Origin of the sequence: Meinhardsimonia xiamenensis (genome assembly GCF_900102905.1) — a bacterium.
Taxonomy (GTDB): Bacteria; Pseudomonadota; Alphaproteobacteria; order Rhodobacterales; family Rhodobacteraceae; genus Meinhardsimonia; species Meinhardsimonia xiamenensis.
Genome location: NZ_FNFV01000001.1, coordinates 512,799 through 532,176 on the forward strand (window position 1 = coordinate 512,799; position 19,378 = coordinate 532,176).

Genomic DNA, 19,378 nt, shown 5'->3' on the forward strand with positions numbered 1-19,378 from the left:
CGTTTGCCGCTGGGGTTTGTGCGAGCAATACAGATGTCGCCCCCGGCGACAAGCGGGGGCGGAATGCGCGCCCCTGGCGCGCATGCCTTCGGCGAGGGTATTTGGCCCCAGGGTGATGAGGCTCAGGGCTTTAATTCGCGGCGGGTGGGGCGCGTGGGGGCGGGTGTTTCAGCGAGGCCGAGCTGGTCGCGCACAACGCGCGGGCGCACTTCCCTGACTTCGCCGGGCTTGAGCTGGCCGAGCTGGAAGGGGCCGTAAGAGATGCGGATGAGGCGGTTGACGGTGAGGCCGACCGCCTCCATCGCGCGGCGGATCTCGCGCTTCTTTCCCTCGCGTATGCCGACCGTGAGCCAGGCATTGGCGCCCTGCTGGCGGTCGATGGTGATCTGCATGGGCTGGAAGCGCTCGCCGTCGAGGGTGAGGCCTTCGCGCAGCGGCGCGAGCATCTCTTCGGTCGGCGTGCCCTTCACTCGCACCCGGTAGCGGCGCAGCCAGCCGGTGGAGGGCAGCTCCAGCCGGCGCTTGATCTCTCCGTCATTGGTGAGCAGCAGAAGCCCCTCGGAATTGATGTCGAGCCGGCCCACCGGCATCACACGCGGCAGGTCGGGCGGCAGGCGGTCGAAGATCGTGGGGCGGCCCTTTTCGTCGCGCGCGGTGGTCACGAGGCCCGCGGGTTTGTGGTAGAGCCACAGCCGCGGCGGCTCCGGGGCGGGCAGGGGTTTGCCGTCGACGGTGATGCGGTCGGCGGCGGTGACGTTGAGGGCGGGGCTGTCGATCACCCGGCCGTTCACCGCGACCCGGCCCTCGGCGATCATGCGCTCGGCGTCGCGGCGGCTGGCGATGCCCGCGCGGGCCAGCACCTTGGCGATGCGCTCGCCCTTGTCGGTGGCGGGGCTGGGGGTGGGTTTGCGAGTGTTCATGGCAGGTCTTTCACAGGCTCTGCGCCCGTATCGGGCGCGTGGTTCTTCGGCAAGGGCCGATGCGGGCCATTGACCGGGTCGCTTCGCTGCATCATATCGCGCCCATGACCGATCTCGCCCATATCCGCAACTTTTCCATCGTCGCGCATATCGACCATGGAAAATCCACGCTTGCCGACCGGCTGATCCAGTACACCGGCGCGGTCAGCGAGCGCGAGATGAAGGAGCAGCTCCTTGATGCGATGGACATCGAGCGCGAGCGCGGGATCACCATCAAGGCCAACACCGTGCGTCTCGAATACAGGGCGAAGGACGGCGAGACCTACGTTCTGAACCTTATCGACACGCCGGGGCACGTGGACTTCGCCTATGAGGTCAGCCGCTCGATGCGGGCGGTGGAAGGCTCGCTTCTGGTGGTCGATGCCACACAGGGGGTGGAGGCGCAGACGCTGGCCAATGTGTATCAGGCGATCGAGGCCGATCACGAGATCGTGCCGGTCCTGAACAAGATCGACCTGCCGGCCGCCGACCCCGACCGCGTGCGCGAGCAGATCGAGGACGTGATCGGCATTGACGCCTCCGACGCCATCGAGATCTCGGCCAAGACGGGGCAGGGGATCGAGGATGTGCTCGAGGCCATCGTGCATCGCCTGCCCGCGCCCAGGGGCGACCGTGACGCGCCGCTCAAGGCGATGCTGGTGGACAGCTGGTATGACCCCTACCTCGGCGTTGTCGTCATGATCCGGGTGATGGATGGGATCATCCGCAAGGGCGACCGTATCCTGATGATGCAGACGGGGGCGAAATACACTGTCGACAAGCTCGCCGTCCTGCGCCCGAAGATGACCGACGTGGCGGAGCTCGGGCCGGGCGAGATCGGGGTGCTGACCGCGTCGATCAAGCAGGTGCGCGACACGCGGGTGGGCGACACCATCACCCATGAGAAACGGCCCTGCGCCGCGCCGCTGCCGGGCTTCAAGCCTGCGCAGCCGGTGGTGTTCTGCGGGCTGTTCCCGGTGGACTCCAATGATTTCGAGGCGCTGCGGGACGCCATCGAGAAGCTCGCGCTCAACGACGCTTCCTTCACCTACGAGATGGAGAGCTCGGCCGCGCTCGGCTTCGGCTTCCGCTGCGGCTTTCTGGGGCTTTTGCACCTGGAGGTGGTGCGCGACCGGCTCGAGCGCGAGTTCGACATCGAGCTCATCACCACCGCGCCGAGCGTGGTCTATCACGTGCACATGAAGGACGGGACGGTGCGCGAGCTGCACAACCCCGCCGACATGCCCGACCCCACCCACATCGACCACATCGAGGAACCGCGGATCAAGGCGACGATCCTCGTGCCCGACGAGTATCTCGGCGATGTGCTGAAGCTCTGTCAGGACCGGCGCGGCATCCAGCTTGACCTGACCTATGCCGGCAACCGGGCGATGGTGGTCTATGACCTGCCCTTGAACGAGGTGGTGTTCGACTTCTACGACCGGCTGAAATCGGTGACCAAGGGATACGCGAGCTTCGACTACCAGCTCACCGGTTACCGTGCTGACAATCTGGTCAAGATGCAGATTCTCGTGAATGGCGAGCCGGTGGACGCGCTGTCGGTGATGGTCCACCGCGACCGGGCCGAGGCGCGCGGCCGGGCGATGGTGGAGAAGCTCAAGGAGCTCATTCCGCGCCACATGTTCAAGATTCCGATCCAGGCGGCGATCGGCGGCAAGGTGATCGCGCGGGAGACCATTGCGGCGCTGCGCAAGGATGTCACCGCCAAGTGCTACGGCGGGGACGTGACGCGCAAGAAGAAGCTTCTGGAGAAGCAGAAGGCCGGCAAGAAGAAGATGCGCCAGTTCGGCAAGGTGGAGATTCCGCAGTCCGCCTTCATCAACGCGCTGAAGATGGACAGCTGACCTCACGCGCGAAGTGCCCTGCGCTGCGCTGGCGCTTGCCGTGCCTGCCCGGCGCGTGTCAGGATCGCGCCACACGACCGCCAGCTGAAGGGCTGCAATGGAAGACGAATGGCAGGCGCTCCTCGGGGAGCTTGAGAGCTATCTGAAAGCACTCGAGGCGCAGGTGATGAACCTGCTCCTGCCCTCGCGGCTCTACCAGATCGCCATTCTCATCGGCTGCCTCATCGCCGCCTGGCTTCTTCGGCGCTGGATCGGACCCCGGATGCACGAGCGCATGCGCCAGCTCGAGGGCTGGCCGAAGTGGCGGTTGCGGGTTCTCGTGGTGATCCACCGGCGGCTGCAGCTCATCTTCTTCGCGGCGCTGGCCTGGGCGGCGACCTTCACGGTGCGGCTGTTCACGAACTTTCCCTCGCGCAGCTACCTGCTGGAGCTCGTGGCCACCATCGCCACGGCCATGCTGCTGGTCAGCCTCGCCGCCCGGCTGGTGCGCAACGCCATGTTGCGCAAGATCGTCACCTGGGCGCTGTGGGTCTATGTGATCCTCTTCTATCTCGACCTCCTCGACGAGACAGCCGCGCTTCTCGACAGCGCCGCCGTCAGCTTCGGCGACTTCCGCCTGTCGCTTCTTTCGGTGCTCAAGGCGCTGGTGGTCACGGCGGTGCTGTTTGCCGGCGCGCGATTTCTCACCTCCACGGTCTCCGCGCAGGTGAGTCGCAACGAGGATATCTCGCCTTCGATGCGGGTCCTCATCGTGAAGGTGCTGCAGGTGGGCCTTTATGCCGCAGCCTTCTTCATCGGACTGAAGGCGGTGGGGTTCGACCTCACGGGGCTTGCGGTGCTCTCGGGCGCGATCGGCGTTGGCCTCGGCTTCGGCTTGCAGAAGGTGGTCTCGAACCTTGTCTCGGGCATCATCATCCTGATGGACAAGTCGATCAAGCCGGGCGACGTGATCAGCCTCGGCGACACCTTCGGCTGGATCGAAACGCTCGGCGCCCGCTACGCCTCGGTGGTGACGCGCGACGGCAAGGAATACCTCATCCCGAACGAGGATCTGATCACCGGTCAGGTCGTCAACTGGACCCACTCCGACAACTACGTTCGCATCGACCTGACGTTCGGCACGTCCTACCACGACGATCCGCACAAGGTGCGCGAGCTTGCGGTGCAGGCGGCGCAGCGCGTGGAGCGGGTGCTGAAGTTCCGCCCCGCCGTATGCCACATCACCGGCTTCGGAGACAGCTCGGTGGACTACGTGTTGCGGTTCTGGATCCGCGATCCCGTCGAAGGTCTGACGAACGTGCGGGGGCAGGTGTATCTGGCGCTGTGGGACATCTTCAAGGAGAACGGGATCACCATTCCTTTCCCGCAGCGGGAGGTGAAGGTGCTGCCGGGCTCGGAGGTCGTCGCACGCGTGACTCCCCCCGGCGGCAGCGCCCCGGCGCCGGGAGAGGACGCGCCCGCCTGAGGCGTCGCTTCTTGACCTGCCGACGCCACCGGTCGAAGCTCGGGGTGGCACATTCCGATTGATGAAAGGATTCTCGATGTCGCGCGCATTGCTGCTGACCGCCTCGATTGCTGTTGCAACCGCCCTTGTGCGACCCGCCGGCGCCGAGGTGTCGGCGATGCAGGTTTGGGAAAGCTGGAAACGCCTTGCCGAGAGCGGTGGGCAGGCGGAGATCACCGGCACCGTCACCGCGACCGGCGAGAAGGTGACGGTTACCGACCTGGTGATGACCATGGTGGCGCCCGAGGCCGAGATAACCGGCCGCCTTGACGAGATCGTCTTTCGCGAGCGGCCGGACGGCACGGTGCTTGTCACCATGTCGCCGCGCTACGACGTTGCGATCGAGACGCGCGAGGGTGGAGCGACCTCCCGCATGCGCCTAGCCGTGGAACAGGAGGGTCTGGTCATCGTCGCCTCGGGCGACGCCGAGGAGGTCGCATACGATTACACGGCGGTGGCCATGCGGGTGAGCACCGAGGAAGTTGCCGTCGGCGATGAGCCGGTGGACATGGATCTCTCGGCGGTGATTCCCGATGTGAAGGGCAGCTACCGGATCGGCATGGCCGAACCGACACCGATCGCCGGCGACTTTTCCGCGGGCGGGCTCGACCTGAAGGTCAGGGCCGTCGATCCCGAAGTCGAGGGCAGGCTCGATGTGGCGCTCAGCCTGCAGAACGTGGATTCGCGCTTTGCCGGCACGCTGATGCCGGTTGACCCCGAAAACCTGGCGGCGGCGCTCAGGGCCGGTTTCGCGGTGGACATGACGCTTGCCCACGGCCCGGCGAGCTATGTTTCGGATTTCGCCGACAGGGAGGACGCCTTCACCCTCCGCGCCGAGCAGTCTTCAGGCGGGCTCGAGTTTGCGCTGTCCGAACGGGGGATGCGCTACAGGGCAACGAGCAGCGATGCCCAGTTCAGGCTTTCGGGCAATGACATCCCTCTGCCCGAGGTGGCATTTTCCATCGGCCGTCTGGTCACGGCCGTCGGCATGCCGATTCTGGCCAGCGAGACGCCTCAGGATCTGGACATGGAGCTGCGCCTCGAAGAGCTCGCACTCAGCGACATGATCTGGTCGGTCATCGACCCGGCGGGGCAGCTGCCGCACGACCCGGCAACCGTCGTCGTCGATGTCGACGGCAAGGCGAACTGGGCGTTCGACATCATGGATCCGGAGGCTGCCGAGAAGATGGAGGGCAAGGTGCCCGGCGAACTGCACTCCCTCGACCTCAACGAACTCAGGGTGGTTGCGGCCGGAGCCGAGCTCACCGGAACGGGCGGCTTCACCTTCGACAACGCCGATCTGACGACCTTCGGCGGTGTGCCGCGCCCCACCGGAGCGGTGGATCTGGTGCTGCGCGGGGGCAACGCCCTGCTCGACAGGCTGGTTGCCATGGGGATCCTGCCGCAGGATCAGGCCATGGGCGTGCGCATGATGAGCGCGATGTTCGCCCGGCCGAGCGGCGAGGACGAGCTTTCCTCCCGGATCGAGATCACCAAGGACGGCGCCGTCTACGCGAATGGCCAACGTCTCCGCTAGGGTGTCCGGCGCACCTTCCTGAAAGGGCCGCCGCTTCGGGCGGCTCCGCCGGCTTTCGGGCCGTGGCTTGCGCGCACGGATGCGGCGGACTACCTCGGGCCCGGGAAAGGCAGGAGGCAGGGCCATGGACAGATCGCTTGAAGAGATCGCCGCGCGGCTGATCGATGCGGCCGGACGCGCCGGCGCCGAGGCGGCAGACGCGCTCGTGGTGGACGGCACGTCGATCTCGATCGATGTGCGCGGCGGCAGGCTGGAACATGCCGAGCGCTCCGAGAGCATCGATCTTGGCCTGCGCGTGCTGATCGGACAGAGGCAGGCGTGTGTCTCGGCCTCCGACAGTTCCGATGCCACCATTGCCGAGATGGCTGCCCGCGCCGTGGCGATGGCGCGCGAGGCCCCGGAAGACCCCTGGATCGGCCTTGCCGAACCGGACCAGCTTGCGCGGAACTGGGATCTCGCCGCGCTCGAGCTTGAGGATCCCTCGCCCGAGCCGACCCCGGAGATGTTGGAGGAGGACGCCCGCCGCGCCGAGGCCGCGGCGCTGGCAGTCCCCGGAGTGACGCAGGTGCAGTCGGCGTCGGCGGGCTATGGGCGAACCCGGCTGCACCTTGCGGCCACCAACGGCTTTTCCGGGGGATACGCGCGCACCGAGCGCGGCATCTCCTGTGTGGCCATCACCGGCGAGGGCACGGCGATGGAGCGCGACTACATGGGAGAGTCGCGCGTCTTTCAGGCCGACCTGCCGAGCCCCGAGGAAATCGGGCGCATCGCCGGCGAGCGCGCCGTGGCGCGCGCCGGCGCCCGCAAGCCGCCCACCGGCGCCTTTCCGGTGATCTATGACGAACGCGTCGCGGCGGGCCTCATCGGCCATCTCCTCGCCGCGGCGAATGGTGCGGCTATCGTGCGCGGCTCGTCCTGGCTGCTTGACGCTGAGGGAAAGCCCGTGCTGCCGCGGGGGCTGTCGCTCATCGAGGATCCGCACCGCCCGCGCATCCCGGGCTCGCGTCCCTTCGATGCCGAGGGCCTGCCCACGCGGGCCCGGGCGATCGTCGACGACGGGGTGCTGACGGGCTGGATTCTGGATCTTGCCACGGCGCGCCGGCTCGGCCGCGAAAGCACCGCCAACGCCACCCGCACCACCTCCTCACCGCCGACGCCCGGCGTGTCCAACGTCGCCCTGACCCAGGGCGAGGCGAGCCGCGAGGAACTGATGCGGCGGATGGGGCGCGGGCTTCTCGTCACCTCGCTGATGGGAAGCTCGATCAACCCGACCACCGGCGACTATTCCCGCGGAGCCTCGGGTTTCTGGGTGGAGAATGGGGAGATCGCCTATCCGGTCAACGAATGCACCCTGGCCGGCAATCTGCGCGAGATGCTCGCCACGATCATCCCGGCCAATGACGCCAGGCCGCATCGCAGCCGCATGGTGCCGTCGCTGCTGGTCGAGGGGCTCACCATTGCCGGAGCGTGACCTTGCGCTGCTGATCGAGGCGGCGGCCGAAGCCGCCGCCATTGCCATGCGCTATTGGCGTTCGGAACAGTCCGTCTGGCACAAGGCGGGGGGCGCCGGGCCGGTGTCGGAGGCCGATTTCGCCGTTGATGCCTACCTGCGCGAGAGGCTTGGCAAGGCACGCCCCGACTACGGCTGGCTTTCGGAAGAGACCGAGGACGGCACCGCGCGACTCTCGGCACGGCGCGTGTTTGTCGTCGATCCGATCGATGGCACCCGCGCCTTCGTCGCGCATGAGCGGACCTGGGCGCTGTCGCTTGCCGTGGTCGAGGACGGCGCGGCCATTGCCGGGGTGGTGCAGCTTCCGGCGATGGGCAGGCTCTACACGGCCAGTCGCGGTGCCGGTGCCCGGCTCGATGGCAAGCCGATCAGCGTGACCGAGGGGCGCGGCCGGCTCGATGGCGCGCGCGTGCTGGCCTCGCGCTCGGTGCTCGAGCCCGAGCTGTGGCGGCACGGGGTGGTGCCGCCATTCAGAAGGGAGTTTCGCCCCAGCCTCGCCTATCGGATGTGCCTCGTCGCCGAGGGTCGGCATGATGCCATGCTCACGCACCGGCCCGCATGGGAGTGGGACATTGCCGCGGGCACCGTGATCGCGCGCGAGGCCGGCGCGGTGGTGACCGACCGGCACGGCGCGCCCCTGCGCTTCAACACGCCCGAGGCCCGCGCCGATGGCGTGATCGCGGGGCCGCCCGCCACGCATGCCGCCCTTCTGCGGGCGCTCGCACCCTGAACACGCCGGACGGCTTTCGCCGCGGCGTCGCGGCGGATATGGTCCGCGCGCAATCAGGCAGTAACAGGATGACACCCATGGCCCAGCGACTGCATCTGGTCTTCGGAGGGGAGCTCGTCGACCCGCAGAAGACGGTGTTCAAGGATCCCTCGAAGATCCATATCGTCGGCATCTTCCCCGACTATCAGTCCGCCTATCAGGCGTGGAAGGCCGAGGCCCAGCGCACGGTGGACGACGCACACATGCGTTACTTCATCGCCCATTTGCACCGCCTGCGCGACGAGGAAGCCGAAGCCTCGCCCACAGAGGAGCTTGGCGACTGAGCCGCGCCGCCGCTGCCGTGATGCCGGGGTCGCCCGCACTGGCGTTCTACCTGCTCGCCCGCCGTTCGGACCCGGCGACCGAGGCCGTGCCCGACTGGCCGGTGCGCCCGGAGGGAAAGCTCGTGTGGTTCCATGCCGGCCAGGCCCTTCCGACCCCGGCGGTCACGGCACTTGCCCGGCGGCTGAAAAGCGCCCGCCCCGGTCTGAATGTTCTCTTCACGTCTTCGGCGCGGCGCTTCCCGCCGGTGGCGGCGGGCGGTGTCGCATCCGCGGGGTTTCGAGTGCCGGTGCCGGCCGAGCGCACCGGCGCGGTGGACCGGTTTCTCCAGTACTGGCGCCCCGATCTGGGCGTGTGGACCGAATGCGATCTGCGCCCGGCCCTCGTTCGCGGCAGCGCGCGGGCCGGGGTGCCGCTGATCATGCTCGATGCGGGTACGGCGCGCCCGCATCAGGGTGCGTTTCGCTGGCGGCCGGGTATGACGCGCGCGCTGATGTCGGCATTTTCGCATGTGCTCGCCGGCGACGCGGAGGCGCTCGACGATTTCCGCCGGATGGGCGTTCGGGGCGACCGGCTCGAACATGCCGGCCGGCTCGAAGAGGCGGGGGTGCCGCTTCCCTGCAACCCAGCCGAGCATGAGGCGATGGTCGAGCTGTTGGGGGGCCGGCAGCTGTGGCTGGCGCACCGGGTGACCCCCGAAGAGGCGAATGCCGCGATTTCGGCACATCGCCGCCTCAGGGCCTATGCCCACAGGCTTCTGCTGGTGCTGCGGCCGGCCGATCCGGCACAGGGTCCGTTGCTTGCGCGGCGCCTGCGGGACGAGGGCTGGTCGGTGGGCCTGAGGAGCGCGGGTGACGAGCCCGAGGCGCAGGTGCAGATCTTTCTGGCCGACAGCGACGACGAGGATGGGCTGTGGTTCCGCCTCGCCCCGGTGAGCTTTCTCGGCTCCTCGCTCTACGGCGGGCCCGGCTGCGACCCCTTCGAGCCAGCGGCGCTCGGTTCAGCGATCCTGCACGGGCCCAGCGTTCCGGCGCATGCGGAGGCCTGCGCGCGCCTCGCGCGCGCGGGCGGTGCGCGCATGGTTCAGAACGAGACCGAGCTTTTCCACGCCCTGGAGGAGCTTCTGGCGCCTGATCAGGCTGCGCGCATGGCGCAGGCGGCGTGGGAGCTGGCCTCGGCCGGCGCGGAGGTGACCGACCGCGCCATCGAAATCATCACCGAGATGCTCGACCGCTGAGCCGGGTCAGCGAATGCCAAGCTTGCGGCGGATTTCCTCACCGTGCTCGTCGAGCTTCGGCGAGGGCCTTTCCAGCCTGAGCTCGCTTTCCGAGAAGCGGAAGGGCGCGCGCACCGTGGGCACGCCGCCGATCTCGGCCTGGAGCCCGCGATGGCGGATCTGCGGGTCGGCGAAGACCTCGGCGAGATCGTTGATCGGCCCGGCGGGAATGCCCTCCGCCTCGCAGGCGGCCAAGAGCTCGGCCTTCCCCCGCTTCAGCGTTGCCTCGGTGAGCAGCCGCGTGAGTTCCTCGCGGTGCGCGATGCGGTCGGCATTGGTCAGATAGTCGGGATGCTCTGCCATCCAGTCGAGCCCGAGCACGCGGCAGAGCCGCTGGTACTGGGCATCGTTGCCGGTGGCGATGATGATCCAGCCGTCGGCGCAGTCGAAGACCTGATAGGGCGCAAGATTGGGATGCGCGTTGCCGAGCCGCTGCGGCGGGGTGCCGGTGGTGAGGTAGTTCATCGCCTGATTGGCGGTGACCGCCGTGGCCACGTCGAGAAGCGACATGTCGATCCACTGCCCGCGGCCGATGCGGTCGCGCTCGCGCAGCGCGGCGAGGATCGCCACCACCGAATAGACCCCGGTGAAGATGTCGGCCACCGCAACGCCAACCTTCTGCGGCTGGCCATCGGGCTCGCCGGTGACGGACATGATGCCGGACATGCCCTGGATGATGTAGTCATAGCCCGCGCGGTGGGCGTAGGGGCCATCCTGCCCGAAGCCGGTGATCGAGCAGTAGACGAGACCGGGGTTGAGGCTCGCGAGGCTGTCGTAATCAAGCCCGTATTTCTTCAGCCCGCCGACCTTGAAGTTCTCGATGACCACGTCGGCATCGCGGACGAGCGCGCGCACCGTCTCCTGGCCTTCGGGCGTGGCGAAATCCACCGCGATCGAACGCTTGTTGCGATTGCAGCTGTGAAAGTAGCTAGCCGACACATCCCCCTCGCGCTCGACGAATGGCGGCCCCCACTGGCGGGTGTCGTCGCCCCTGGGGCTTTCGACCTTGATCACGTCGGCGCCGAGGTCGGCCAGCATCTGCCCGGCCCAGGGGCCGGCCAGAATGCGTGCCAGTTCAACGACCTTGAGCCCTTCGAGCGGTGCGCCCATCGGCGGCCTACTCTGCCTTGGCGAGTTCGGCCTCGATCAGCTCGGCCATTTTCTCGTAGGCCATGTTCTTGTAGGTGGTCCCACCGATCACGAAGGAGGGCGTTGCCTCCACCCCGTCGCGGGTGGCGTTTTCCTGGTAGCGCGCGACCATGGCAAGCGCGAGGTCGCGGTTGGTCAGGCAGGCGTCGAGCCGCTCGTCGGAAAGCCCCGCCGCGCGGCCGAGCCGGCGCAGATTGTCGGCGATGCCCGCGGCGTCGGTGGCATCAAGCCATTCCTTCTGCTTCTCGTAGAGCACGTCCACCATGGCGAAATAGCGTGCGCTGGCCGCGTCGTCGGCGCTGACTTCGCCTTCGGGAGTCTGCGCCACACAGCGCGCCACCATCCCCGCCCAGAGGCCGAACTGGTCGAAATAGACCTCGCGGTAGACGAGCTTCACCTTGCCGGTGTCGATGTAGTCGGCCTTCAGCTGCTTCAGCGGGCCGGCGTGGAAATTGCGGCAGTGCGGGCAGGTGAAGGAGGCGTACTCGACGATGGTCACCGGCGCATCGGGGTTGCCAAGCACGAAATCCGGGGCAAGCGAGGTATCGACTTCGCTCTGGGACTGGGAAAAGGCTCCGGCCGTGAGCGTGACGAGGGCGAAGGCTGCGGCGGTGAGGGTGGAGAAGATGCGTTTCATGGCAGTCCTGCTGTTGGGCCGCTTCAGGCGCGGCTTCTGGAAAGGATGTTCTGCCCGAGCGAGGCCAGGGCTCTGCGCAGGCGCTCATCGGAAACCTCGCGCGCGAGGGTTTCGGCCTGCCGGGCGGCTTCGGGGTCGGGCCTGGGGCTTTCGAACGAGCGCTCAGGCTCGCCGAAGCCTGCCGCATGTGTCTGGGTGATGCGGATGCGCGAAATTGCGTTGTAGCCGTAACAGGCGTTGACCCGCTCGCGAATGCGCGGCACCTCCGCCTGCACGAAGGGCGCGTGCGCCCCCGAGGTCAGAAGCGTCAGCGTCGCGCCGAAGCCGCCCTGCGCATAGCTCACCTTCACCGGCCGGGCGATACGCGCGATCTCCTCGCCCACGATCTCGGGCCAGCGGGTCAGCAGCCGGGCAACGGCGAAACCGCGTGCCTCGGAAACGGCGCGAAGGGGGCGGTCCATGAACGCCGCCGCGCGCTGAAATCCCCGTCGCCCGCGCTCCGCCTGCATCGCCATGCCAGCCTCAGCCACCTTCCGTCGTTCGCGGGCAGCCCTGATGGACGTCGCCGCGCGTGCGGCTATTGTAAGCCCGCAGGCAGCGGGTTCCAGAGGAATCGGGCCGGGCGAGAGGTGACACTTGCGTGAACACTGAACACTGGACGAAGGCCGAACTGCGCGCGCGGCTTCTGGCCTGGTATGACGCGAATGCCCGCGCGCTGCCCTGGCGGGTGGGGCCGGCCGAGCGGGCGCGCGGGGTCAGGCCCGACCCCTACCGCGTCTGGCTTTCGGAAGTGATGCTGCAGCAGACCACGGTGGCGGTGGTGCGCCGCTATTTCGCCCGGTTCACCGAGCTCTGGCCGCGCGTCGAGGATCTCGCCGCCGCCAGCGAAGCGCAGGTGATGGCCGAGTGGGCGGGGCTTGGCTACTACGCGCGGGCCCGCAACCTGCACGCCTGCGCACGGATCGTCGCCGAGGCCGGCGGGCGGTTTCCCTCCACCCGCGAGGGGCTCGAGAAGCTGCCGGGCATCGGCCCCTATACCGCCGCCGCCATCGCCGCCATCGCCCATGATGCGCCCGAGGCGGTGGTGGATGGCAATGTGGAGCGGGTCATGGCGCGCCTCCACGCGGTCGAAGAGCCCCTGCCCAAGGCCAAGCCGCGGCTCGCCGCCCATGCCGCAGCGCTCGTCTCGCCGCACCGGCCGGGCGACTTCGCGCAGGCGATGATGGATCTCGGCGCCACCGTCTGCACGCCGCGCGCGCCGGCCTGCGGGCGCTGCCCGCTGGCCTTCGCGTGCGCCGCCCGCGCCTCGGGACTCGCCCGCGAGCTTCCGCGCCGCGCGGCGAAGACGCCAAAGCCGCGGCGGCGGGGCATCGCCTATGTGGCGCGGCGCGCCGGTGACGGCGCCTGGCTTCTGGAGCGCCGCCCGCCCCGCGGCCTTCTCGGTGGCACTCTGGGCTGGCCGGTCAGCGAGTGGACGGAGGGCGACGCCCCCGCGCCGGCGCCGCCGCTTGCCGCCGAGTGGAGCGATGCGGGGGCGCGGGTGCGCCACACCTTCACCCATTTCCACCTCGAGCTGGAGGTGTTCGTCACGCTCGCCGCCCCGGGGGTGGAGCCGCGGCGCGGCAGCTTCGTGCCTGCGGAGGCGTTTCGCGCCGAGGCGCTGCCGAGCCTGATGCGCAAGGTGCATGCGGTGGCGCGCGAGCATCCCGCGATTGCGGCGGTTTCTTGACCCCGTGCGGCACGCGGGCTAGGCGAAGCCGGACAGACAACCGAACCAGTCAGGACATCAGCCATGAGCAAGCCCTCCCTCTTGATCCTTCCCGGAGACGGTATCGGCCCCGAGGTGATGGCCGAGGTCGAGCGCATCATCGACTGGTTCGGCGAAAAGCGCGGGCTCGAGTTCGACGTCACCCGCGATCTCGTCGGCGGCGCGGCCTATGACGTCCACGGCACCCCGCTCACCGACGAGACCATGGCCCGAGCGCAAGAGGTCGATGCCGTGCTGCTCGGCGCCGTGGGCGGGCCGAAGTATGACAGCCTGCCCTTCGAGCTGAAGCCCGAGCGCGGCCTTCTGCGGCTCAGGAAGGAGATGGACCTTTACGCCAACCTCCGCCCCGCCCAGTGTTTCGATGCGCTGGCCGATTTCTCCTCGCTCAAGCGCGAGGTGGTGGCCGGGCTCGATATCATGATCGTGCGCGAGCTGACCTCCGGCATCTATTTCGGTGAGCCGCGCGGCATCTTCCGCGAAGGCAACGAGCGCGTGGGCATCAACACCCAGCGCTATACCGAGTCCGAGATCGCGCGCGTGGCGCGCTCGGCCTTCGAGTTGGCGCGGCGGCGCTCGGGCAAGGTCTGCTCGATGGAGAAGGCGAACGTGATGGAATCGGGCGTGCTCTGGCGCGAGGTCGTGCAGGAGGTTCACGACGCCGAATACCCCGATGTGGAGCTCAGCCACATGTATGCCGACGCGGGCGCCATGCAGCTCGTGCGCTGGCCCAAGCAGTTTGACGTGATCGTCACCGACAATCTCTTTGGCGACCTTTTGTCGGATGCCGCCGCGATGCTCACCGGCTCGCTCGGCATGCTGCCCTCGGCCTCGCTCGGCGCGCCGATGGAAAACGGCCGGCCCAAGGCGCTCTACGAGCCGGTGCATGGCTCGGCGCCGGACATTGCCGGGCAGGGCAAGGCCAACCCCTGCGCCTGCATCCTGAGCTTCGCCATGGCGCTGCGCTATTCCTTCGATCAGGGCGCGGAGGCCGACCGGCTCGAGCGGGCGGTGGAGAAGGTTCTGGCCGACGGCGTGCGCACCGCCGATCTCATTCAGGCCGAGGGGGCCAGCCCGGTTTCCACCTCACAGATGGGCGACGCCATTCTCGCCGCGCTTGACGCGAGTCTTTGACGCGCCGCCGACAGTCACAAGAGACAAGGGGAGCGCCCGGCCCGAGGGTGGGCGCGATGAAGCGCCCGCCCTGGGGGACGGATCGGGCGCTGCCCGGCCTGACGGCCGGGCGGTCCCCCGGACGGAACCCTTCGCAAGCAGCGAAGGACGAGACCGCTTGGCACCGCTTCTCGAACGCCTAGACTGGCCGCGCGAGACAGGGAGGAGAGACCATGCGGCTTGAGGGCAAGACAGCGATCGTCACCGGCGGCGGCTCCGGCTTTGGCGAGGGCATCGTGCGGCGCTTTGCATCCGAAGGCGCGCAGGTGATGGTCGCCGACATCAATTCCGAGGCCGCCGCGCGCGTGGCCGACGAGGTGGGCGGGCTGGCGCAGAAGGTGGATGTCTCCGACGGCGCCAGCGTCGATGAAATGGCCGATGCCGCGCTTTCGGCCTTCGGCCATGTCGACATTCTCGTCAACAACGCCGGCATCACCCATCTGCCCATGCCGCTCGAGGACGTGCCCGAGGCCGATTTCGACCGGGTGTTCGCCGTCAACGCCAAGTCGGTCTATCTCACCGCCCGCGCGCTGGTGCCGCACATGAAGGCGCGGGGGAAGGGGGCGATCCTCAACGTCGCCTCCACCGCCGGCATCAGCCCACGGCCCAACCTCAACTGGTACAACGCCTCGAAGGGCTGGATGATCACCGCGACGAAGACCATGGCGGTGGAGCTCGCCCCCCATGGCATCCGCGTCAACGCAGTGGCGCCGGTTGCGGGAGAGACCCCGCTTCTGAAGAGCTTTCTCGGCGAGGACACGCCTGAGCGCCGCGCGGCCTTTCTTGCCACCATTCCGCTCGGGCGGTTCTCGACGCCCGAGGATCTGGGCAACGCCGCGCTCTACCTCTGCTCCGACGAGGCCAGCATGGTTACCGGCGTGGCGCTGGAGGTGGACGGCGGACGCTGCATATGAGCCCGGCCATGCGCCCCGGCGCGCGCAACCTCATCACCGATGTGGAGGGGCTCCTCGTCGGAAATGCCGCGGACGCGCGGCTGAAGTCCGGCGTGACGGTGCTGACGGCCGCGTCGCCCTTCACGGCGGCTGTGCATGTGATGGGAGGCGCGCCCGGCACGCGGGAGACGGACCTTCTGGCCCCCGAGAACCTCGTCAGCGAGGTCGATGCGCTGGTGCTTTCGGGCGGCTCGGCGCTGGGGCTTGCGGCGGCTTCCGGCGTGGCAGATGCGCTGCGCGAGCAGGGGCGCGGCTTTGCGGTGGGCGATCAGCGGGTGCCGATCGTGCCCGGCGCGATCCTCTTCGATCTTCTGAATGGCGGCGACAAGGGCTGGGTGCAGAACCCCTATCCCGCGCTTGGGCGCGCGGCGCTCCTGCAGGCGGCCGAGGATTTCGCCCTTGGCAGCGAAGGGGCGGGCGCGGGGGCCACGGTGGCGGGGCTCAAGGGCGGGCTCGGCTCGGCCTCGGTGGTGCTGCCCTCGGGCGTGACGGTGGGCGCGCTGGTGGCCGTCAATGCGCTGGGCTCGCCCGTGGGCGACGCGCGCGGGCGCTTCTGGGCCGCGCCCTTCGAGTTCGGCGAGGAGTTCGGCGGGCTGGGCCTGCCCGAGCCGCCCGACCCCGCCGCGCTGCCCGCGCTCAAGACCCACGCACCCGAGCCCGGCGCCAACACCACCATTGCCATCGTCGCCACCGATGCGCGGCTGACCAAGGCCGAGGCGCGGCGCATGGCCATCGCCGCCCATGACGGCATGGCGCGCGCGATCGTGCCAAGCCACACGCCCTTTGACGGCGATCTCGTCTTCGCCGCTGCCACCGGCAGCCGCGCGCTTTCCGACCCGGCCGCCGAGCTTCTGCTCATCGGCCATGCCGCGGCCAGCTGCCTTGCGCGCGCCATCGCCCGCGGCGTGCACGCCGCGCGCCCCGCGCCGGGCGACGCGCTGCCCGCCTGGTGCGAGCGGTTCGCGGGCTGAGCCGCCTTGCCTCACCCCGTGCTTGCCCGAGGGCGCTGGAGCGCGTATTTCCCGGCATGGAGCCCCGGCGATGGCGTCGCCGGCACGCGCGCTCCCTGTCCGTCCTGAACGCCGGGACCTTTTGGCGGTGCGGGACGGTGGCGAACCCCCGCACCCGGTGGGAGGTTCGACGATGACCGACACACGACCTGCATTCCATGTCTCTCACAACGGCGAGAAGGCCCCGCTGCCCTTTGCGCCCGAAGAATACGAGGCGCGGCTTTCGGGCCTGCGCGCGGCGATGGCGGCCGAGGGGGTGGAGGTGGCGGTGCTCACCTCGATGCACAACGTCGCCTACTACTCGGGCTTTCTCTACTGCAGCTTCGGCCGGCCCTATGCGCTGGTCGTGACCGACAGCGCCGATGTGACCATCTCCGCCGGGATCGACGGCGGCCAGCCCTGGCGGCGCTGCCACGGCGACAACCTCACCTACACCGACTGGGCGCGCGACAATTTCTGGCGCGCCGTGGCCCATGTCGCCGGCACCGGGCGGCGCGTGGGTTACGAGGCCGATCACCTGACGGTGGCCCAGCGCGCGCGGCTCGAGCACTTCCTTGCCCCGCAGGCGGTGATCGACCTTGCGCCCGCCACCATGCGGCAGCGGATGCGCAAGTCTCCGGCCGAGATCGCGCTGATCCGGCAGGGCGCGGCGGTGGCCGATGTCGGCGGTCATGCGATCCGCGAGGCGGTGCGCGAGGGCGCGCGCGAGATCGACATCGCCATGGCCGGCCGCGACGCGATGGAGCTCGAGATCGCCGCGCGCTTTCCGGACGCGGAGTATCGCGACACCTGGGTATGGTTCCAGTCGGGGCTGAACACCGACGGGGCGCATAACCCCGTCACCGCGCGGCGGCTCGAGCGCGGCGACATTCTCTCGCTCAACACCTTTCCGATGATCTCGGGCTATTATACCGCGCTCGAGCGCACGATGTTCCTCGGCGAGCCGGATGCGGCCTCGATGGCGATCTGGCAGGCCAATATTGCCGCCCACGAATACGGCATGTCGCTGATCCGCCCCGGCGTGAGCTGCGCCGAGATCACCCACGCGATCAATGCCTTCTTCGCCGAACGCGGGCTTCTGCAGTATCGCAGCTTCGGCTACGGTCACTCCTTCGGCATCCTCAGCCACTACTACGGCCGCGAGGCGGGGCTCGAGCTGCGCGAGGACATCGACACGGTGCTCGAGCCGGGCATGGTGATCTCGATGGAGCCGATGCTGACCATCCCGCAAGGCCAGCCCGGCGCCGGCGGCTACCGCGAGCATGACATCCTCATCGTCACCGAGACCGGCGCGGAAGACATCACCGGCTATCCCTACGGCCCGGAGTTCAACGTCATCGACCCGGCCTGAGGCGCGGGCGCTCTCACCGGCCCGGCCTTGGCAGGGGCGCGGCGGGCGCTTACATGCGGCCAACGCTTCAGGCGCGCCGGAAGGACCGGCGCGCCACCCGGCCGGGGAGGGCTTTGCGCATGCGCTACGTCAAATGGACCTTGCGGATCGTGGTGGCGGTGCTGGTCATCGCCTTTCTGCACTACAATCTTCCCCAGCGCGACATCGTGCGCATCACCGACACCTACGAAAAGCGCGTCGATCCGGGGGCGAATGCGTGGTTCTGGGCCGCGCGCGAATCCGGCTCCGACCCAACCGTGACCAGCCGCGACGTGTTCTTCATCCAGGCGGTGCGCCCCAACGGCAAGGTGATCGTCTACCGCAACGAGGACACCGGCTGGGGTTGGCCGCCCTACTTCAAGTTCGACGCCGCCACCCTGCAGGCCGAGGCGGCCGACCTGCGCTCGACCAAGGACAACCCGCAATGGGTGATCGTCACCCATTACGGCTGGCGCAACGAGTTCTTCTCGATCTACCCCAATGCCATTTCGATCACGCCGATCGACGACCCCAACGTCACGCTGATCCCCTGGTTCAACATCGTCCTGATCACGCTTCTGCTGGTGATCGCGCTCACCCTGCGCCAGCTCTGGCGCCGGTTCCGGCGGCGCCATATCGACCCGTTGTTCGAGAAGGCCGACGCGGCTCTCGACGAGGCCGACCAGCGGTTTGACAGGGCGCGCGGCCGCCTTGGCAGGTTCATCGACCGGCTCCTCGGTCGCGCGCCGCGCTGAGCCGTCACCTGACCTCGCGCAGCAGGATCAGCTCCACCCGGTTGTTGCGCACCGCCATCGGATCGCGCGCCGCGGGCTTGCGGTCGGCATAGCCGGTGACGCGCTGGATGCGCTGGGGCGGCAGGCCCGTGGCTTCGAGCATCTGCCGGCTGCGATGGGCGCGGCGGCTGGAAAGCTCCCATGCCGCCACGCTTTCGGCCGCCACCAGCGGCCGGGCGCGCAGATGCGCCTGCACGGCGATGGGATTGACCGCAAGCGCAAACACCTCTCCCACAAGCTGCACCAGCGCTTCCATCAGCGGGGTGGGTGTGTCGCCGTCAGGCTCGAACAGGGCGCGGCCCGGCAGATCGAACAGCTCCACGATCAGCCCTTCGTCGGTGACGCGGGTGACGATGTGGCGCATGAGCCCGCGGCTGGCCATGCTCTCGCCGCCGCGCGCGTTGAGTGTCTCCTCGATCTCGCGCAGCGCCGTTTCGGCCTGTGCCGCGGCTGCTGCCTCCTCGCGCGTGCTGTCCGTGCCGGTGGCGCCGCGGGCCTGAAACTCCTCGGTGGGAAAGCGGGCACTCGCCCCGGTGCCGTTGTGGGCAAGCACACGTTCCGAGAAGATGTTGGTGCCGCCGAATGAGCCCTCGCCGCCGCCGGAGATGCGGTTGATCGGGATCGTCGGGTTGAAATAGTCGGCAATCCCCTTGCGCTGCTTTTCGGTCGTCGCGTTCAGAAGCCACATCAGGAGAAAGAAGGCCATCATCGCGGTGACGAAATCGGCATAGGCGACCTTCCACGCCCCGCCGTGGTGTCCGCCGCCGCCGACGACCTTCTTGCGCTTGATGATGACGGGCGCGTTGGATTTCGCGCTCATCCCACC

General features: G+C 68.7%; 18 protein-coding genes. 13 read left to right on the plus strand and 5 right to left on the minus strand.

The window, feature by feature from the left end; translation table 11 throughout:
* Positions 1-122 precede the first annotated feature (122 nt).
* Positions 123-920, minus strand: coding sequence for a pseudouridine synthase (locus BLQ14_RS02470; RefSeq protein ID WP_092497803.1), 798 nt, complete (start codon positions 918-920; stop codon positions 123-125).
* A 104-nt stretch (positions 921-1,024) separates the two neighbouring features.
* Between BLQ14_RS02470 and lepA the strand changes: the two genes are divergently transcribed.
* From lepA to BLQ14_RS02505, 7 genes are all read left to right on the plus strand, one after another.
* Positions 1,025-2,824, plus strand: coding sequence for a translation elongation factor 4 (gene lepA, locus BLQ14_RS02475; protein WP_092498344.1), 1,800 nt, complete (start codon positions 1,025-1,027; stop codon positions 2,822-2,824).
* Between the two features lie 97 nt (positions 2,825-2,921).
* A complete protein-coding gene (locus BLQ14_RS02480) occupies positions 2,922-4,289 on the plus strand; it encodes a mechanosensitive ion channel family protein (RefSeq protein ID WP_092497805.1) in 1,368 nt (455 codons plus the stop codon).
* Between the two features lie 76 nt (positions 4,290-4,365).
* Positions 4,366-5,865, plus strand: coding sequence for a DUF2125 domain-containing protein (locus BLQ14_RS02485; RefSeq protein WP_170068383.1), 1,500 nt, complete (start codon positions 4,366-4,368; stop codon positions 5,863-5,865).
* 124 nt (positions 5,866-5,989) lie between these two features.
* Complete coding sequence (locus BLQ14_RS02490; protein WP_092497809.1) at positions 5,990-7,336, plus strand: TldD/PmbA family protein; 1,347 nt, start codon at positions 5,990-5,992, stop codon at positions 7,334-7,336.
* Complete coding sequence (locus BLQ14_RS02495; RefSeq protein ID WP_092497811.1) at positions 7,323-8,105, plus strand: 3'(2'),5'-bisphosphate nucleotidase CysQ; 783 nt, start codon at positions 7,323-7,325, stop codon at positions 8,103-8,105. The genes BLQ14_RS02490 and BLQ14_RS02495 overlap by 14 nt, the downstream gene beginning before the upstream one ends.
* Positions 8,106-8,182: 77 nt before the next feature.
* Positions 8,183-8,428, plus strand: coding sequence for a DUF4170 domain-containing protein (locus BLQ14_RS02500; RefSeq protein WP_092497813.1), 246 nt, complete (start codon positions 8,183-8,185; stop codon positions 8,426-8,428).
* Between the two features lie 20 nt (positions 8,429-8,448).
* Entirely contained in the window at positions 8,449-9,663 is a 1,215-nt protein-coding gene (locus BLQ14_RS02505; protein WP_092497815.1) for a 3-deoxy-D-manno-octulosonic acid transferase, read from the plus strand.
* A gap of 6 nt (positions 9,664-9,669) precedes the next feature.
* Here the strand turns inward: BLQ14_RS02505 and BLQ14_RS02510 are convergent, their stop codons facing one another.
* Genes BLQ14_RS02510 through BLQ14_RS02520 form a run of 3 tightly spaced genes read right to left on the minus strand, consistent with a single transcriptional unit; the run spans position 9,670 to position 11,997 of the window.
* Positions 9,670-10,812, minus strand: coding sequence for a CaiB/BaiF CoA transferase family protein (locus BLQ14_RS02510; RefSeq protein ID WP_092497817.1), 1,143 nt, complete (start codon positions 10,810-10,812; stop codon positions 9,670-9,672).
* A 7-nt stretch (positions 10,813-10,819) separates the two neighbouring features.
* Entirely contained in the window at positions 10,820-11,488 is a 669-nt protein-coding gene (locus BLQ14_RS02515; protein WP_092497819.1) for a DsbA family protein, read from the minus strand.
* Between the two features lie 23 nt (positions 11,489-11,511).
* The gene (locus tag BLQ14_RS02520) at positions 11,512-11,997 is read right to left on the minus strand and encodes a DUF721 domain-containing protein (RefSeq protein WP_092498346.1); all 486 of its coding nucleotides are present in this window, start codon (positions 11,995-11,997) and stop codon (positions 11,512-11,514) included.
* A gap of 131 nt (positions 11,998-12,128) precedes the next feature.
* Between BLQ14_RS02520 and BLQ14_RS02525 the strand changes: the two genes are divergently transcribed.
* The 6 genes from BLQ14_RS02525 (at position 12,129) to BLQ14_RS02550 (ending at position 18,513) form a co-directional block, all read left to right on the plus strand.
* A complete protein-coding gene (locus tag BLQ14_RS02525) occupies positions 12,129-13,217 on the plus strand; it encodes an A/G-specific adenine glycosylase (protein WP_245656866.1) in 1,089 nt (362 codons plus the stop codon).
* A 63-nt stretch (positions 13,218-13,280) separates the two neighbouring features.
* The gene (gene leuB, locus BLQ14_RS02530) at positions 13,281-14,387 is read left to right on the plus strand and encodes a 3-isopropylmalate dehydrogenase (protein WP_092497821.1); all 1,107 of its coding nucleotides are present in this window, start codon (positions 13,281-13,283) and stop codon (positions 14,385-14,387) included.
* 212 nt (positions 14,388-14,599) lie between these two features.
* Positions 14,600-15,340, plus strand: coding sequence for an SDR family oxidoreductase (locus BLQ14_RS02535; protein WP_092497823.1), 741 nt, complete (start codon positions 14,600-14,602; stop codon positions 15,338-15,340).
* An 8-nt stretch (positions 15,341-15,348) separates the two neighbouring features.
* A complete protein-coding gene (locus BLQ14_RS02540; RefSeq protein WP_092497825.1) occupies positions 15,349-16,350 on the plus strand; it encodes a P1 family peptidase in 1,002 nt (333 codons plus the stop codon).
* A gap of 172 nt (positions 16,351-16,522) precedes the next feature.
* Positions 16,523-17,740 (plus strand): aminopeptidase P family protein, encoded by a 1,218-nt coding sequence (locus tag BLQ14_RS02545; protein WP_092497827.1) that lies wholly within the window; start codon positions 16,523-16,525, stop codon positions 17,738-17,740.
* A gap of 119 nt (positions 17,741-17,859) precedes the next feature.
* Positions 17,860-18,513, plus strand: a complete 654-nt coding sequence (locus BLQ14_RS02550; RefSeq protein WP_092497829.1) for a DUF1523 family protein — start codon at positions 17,860-17,862, stop codon at positions 18,511-18,513.
* Positions 18,514-18,517: 4 nt separating this feature from the next.
* Here the strand turns inward: BLQ14_RS02550 and BLQ14_RS02555 are convergent, their stop codons facing one another.
* Complete coding sequence (locus BLQ14_RS02555) at positions 18,518-19,372, minus strand: flagellar motor protein MotB (RefSeq protein ID WP_092497831.1); 855 nt, start codon at positions 19,370-19,372, stop codon at positions 18,518-18,520.
* Between the last annotated feature and the right edge of the window lie 6 nt (positions 19,373-19,378).

Bases quoted from the DNA above. Each gene is read 5' to 3' on its own strand.
- BLQ14_RS02470 (WP_092497803.1), bottom strand. From the start codon at position 920: ATGAACACTCGCAAACCCACCCCCAGCCCCGCCACCGACAAGGGCGAG.
- lepA (WP_092498344.1), top strand. From the start codon at position 1,025: ATGACCGATCTCGCCCATATCCGCAACTTTTCCATCGTCGCGCATATC.
- BLQ14_RS02480 (WP_092497805.1), top strand. From the start codon at position 2,922: ATGGAAGACGAATGGCAGGCGCTCCTCGGGGAGCTTGAGAGCTATCTG.
- BLQ14_RS02485 (WP_170068383.1), top strand. From the start codon at position 4,366: ATGTCGCGCGCATTGCTGCTGACCGCCTCGATTGCTGTTGCAACCGCC.
- BLQ14_RS02490 (WP_092497809.1), top strand. From the start codon at position 5,990: ATGGACAGATCGCTTGAAGAGATCGCCGCGCGGCTGATCGATGCGGCC.
- BLQ14_RS02500 (WP_092497813.1), top strand. From the start codon at position 8,183: ATGGCCCAGCGACTGCATCTGGTCTTCGGAGGGGAGCTCGTCGACCCG.
- BLQ14_RS02505 (WP_092497815.1), top strand. From the start codon at position 8,449: ATGCCGGGGTCGCCCGCACTGGCGTTCTACCTGCTCGCCCGCCGTTCG.
- BLQ14_RS02510 (WP_092497817.1), bottom strand. From the start codon at position 10,812: ATGGGCGCACCGCTCGAAGGGCTCAAGGTCGTTGAACTGGCACGCATT.
- BLQ14_RS02515 (WP_092497819.1), bottom strand. From the start codon at position 11,488: ATGAAACGCATCTTCTCCACCCTCACCGCCGCAGCCTTCGCCCTCGTC.
- BLQ14_RS02520 (WP_092498346.1), bottom strand. From the start codon at position 11,997: ATGCAGGCGGAGCGCGGGCGACGGGGATTTCAGCGCGCGGCGGCGTTC.
- leuB (WP_092497821.1), top strand. From the start codon at position 13,281: ATGAGCAAGCCCTCCCTCTTGATCCTTCCCGGAGACGGTATCGGCCCC.
- BLQ14_RS02535 (WP_092497823.1), top strand. From the start codon at position 14,600: ATGCGGCTTGAGGGCAAGACAGCGATCGTCACCGGCGGCGGCTCCGGC.
- BLQ14_RS02540 (WP_092497825.1), top strand. From the start codon at position 15,349: ATGCGCCCCGGCGCGCGCAACCTCATCACCGATGTGGAGGGGCTCCTC.
- BLQ14_RS02545 (WP_092497827.1), top strand. From the start codon at position 16,523: ATGACCGACACACGACCTGCATTCCATGTCTCTCACAACGGCGAGAAG.
- BLQ14_RS02550 (WP_092497829.1), top strand. From the start codon at position 17,860: ATGCGCTACGTCAAATGGACCTTGCGGATCGTGGTGGCGGTGCTGGTC.
- BLQ14_RS02555 (WP_092497831.1), bottom strand. From the start codon at position 19,372: ATGAGCGCGAAATCCAACGCGCCCGTCATCATCAAGCGCAAGAAGGTC.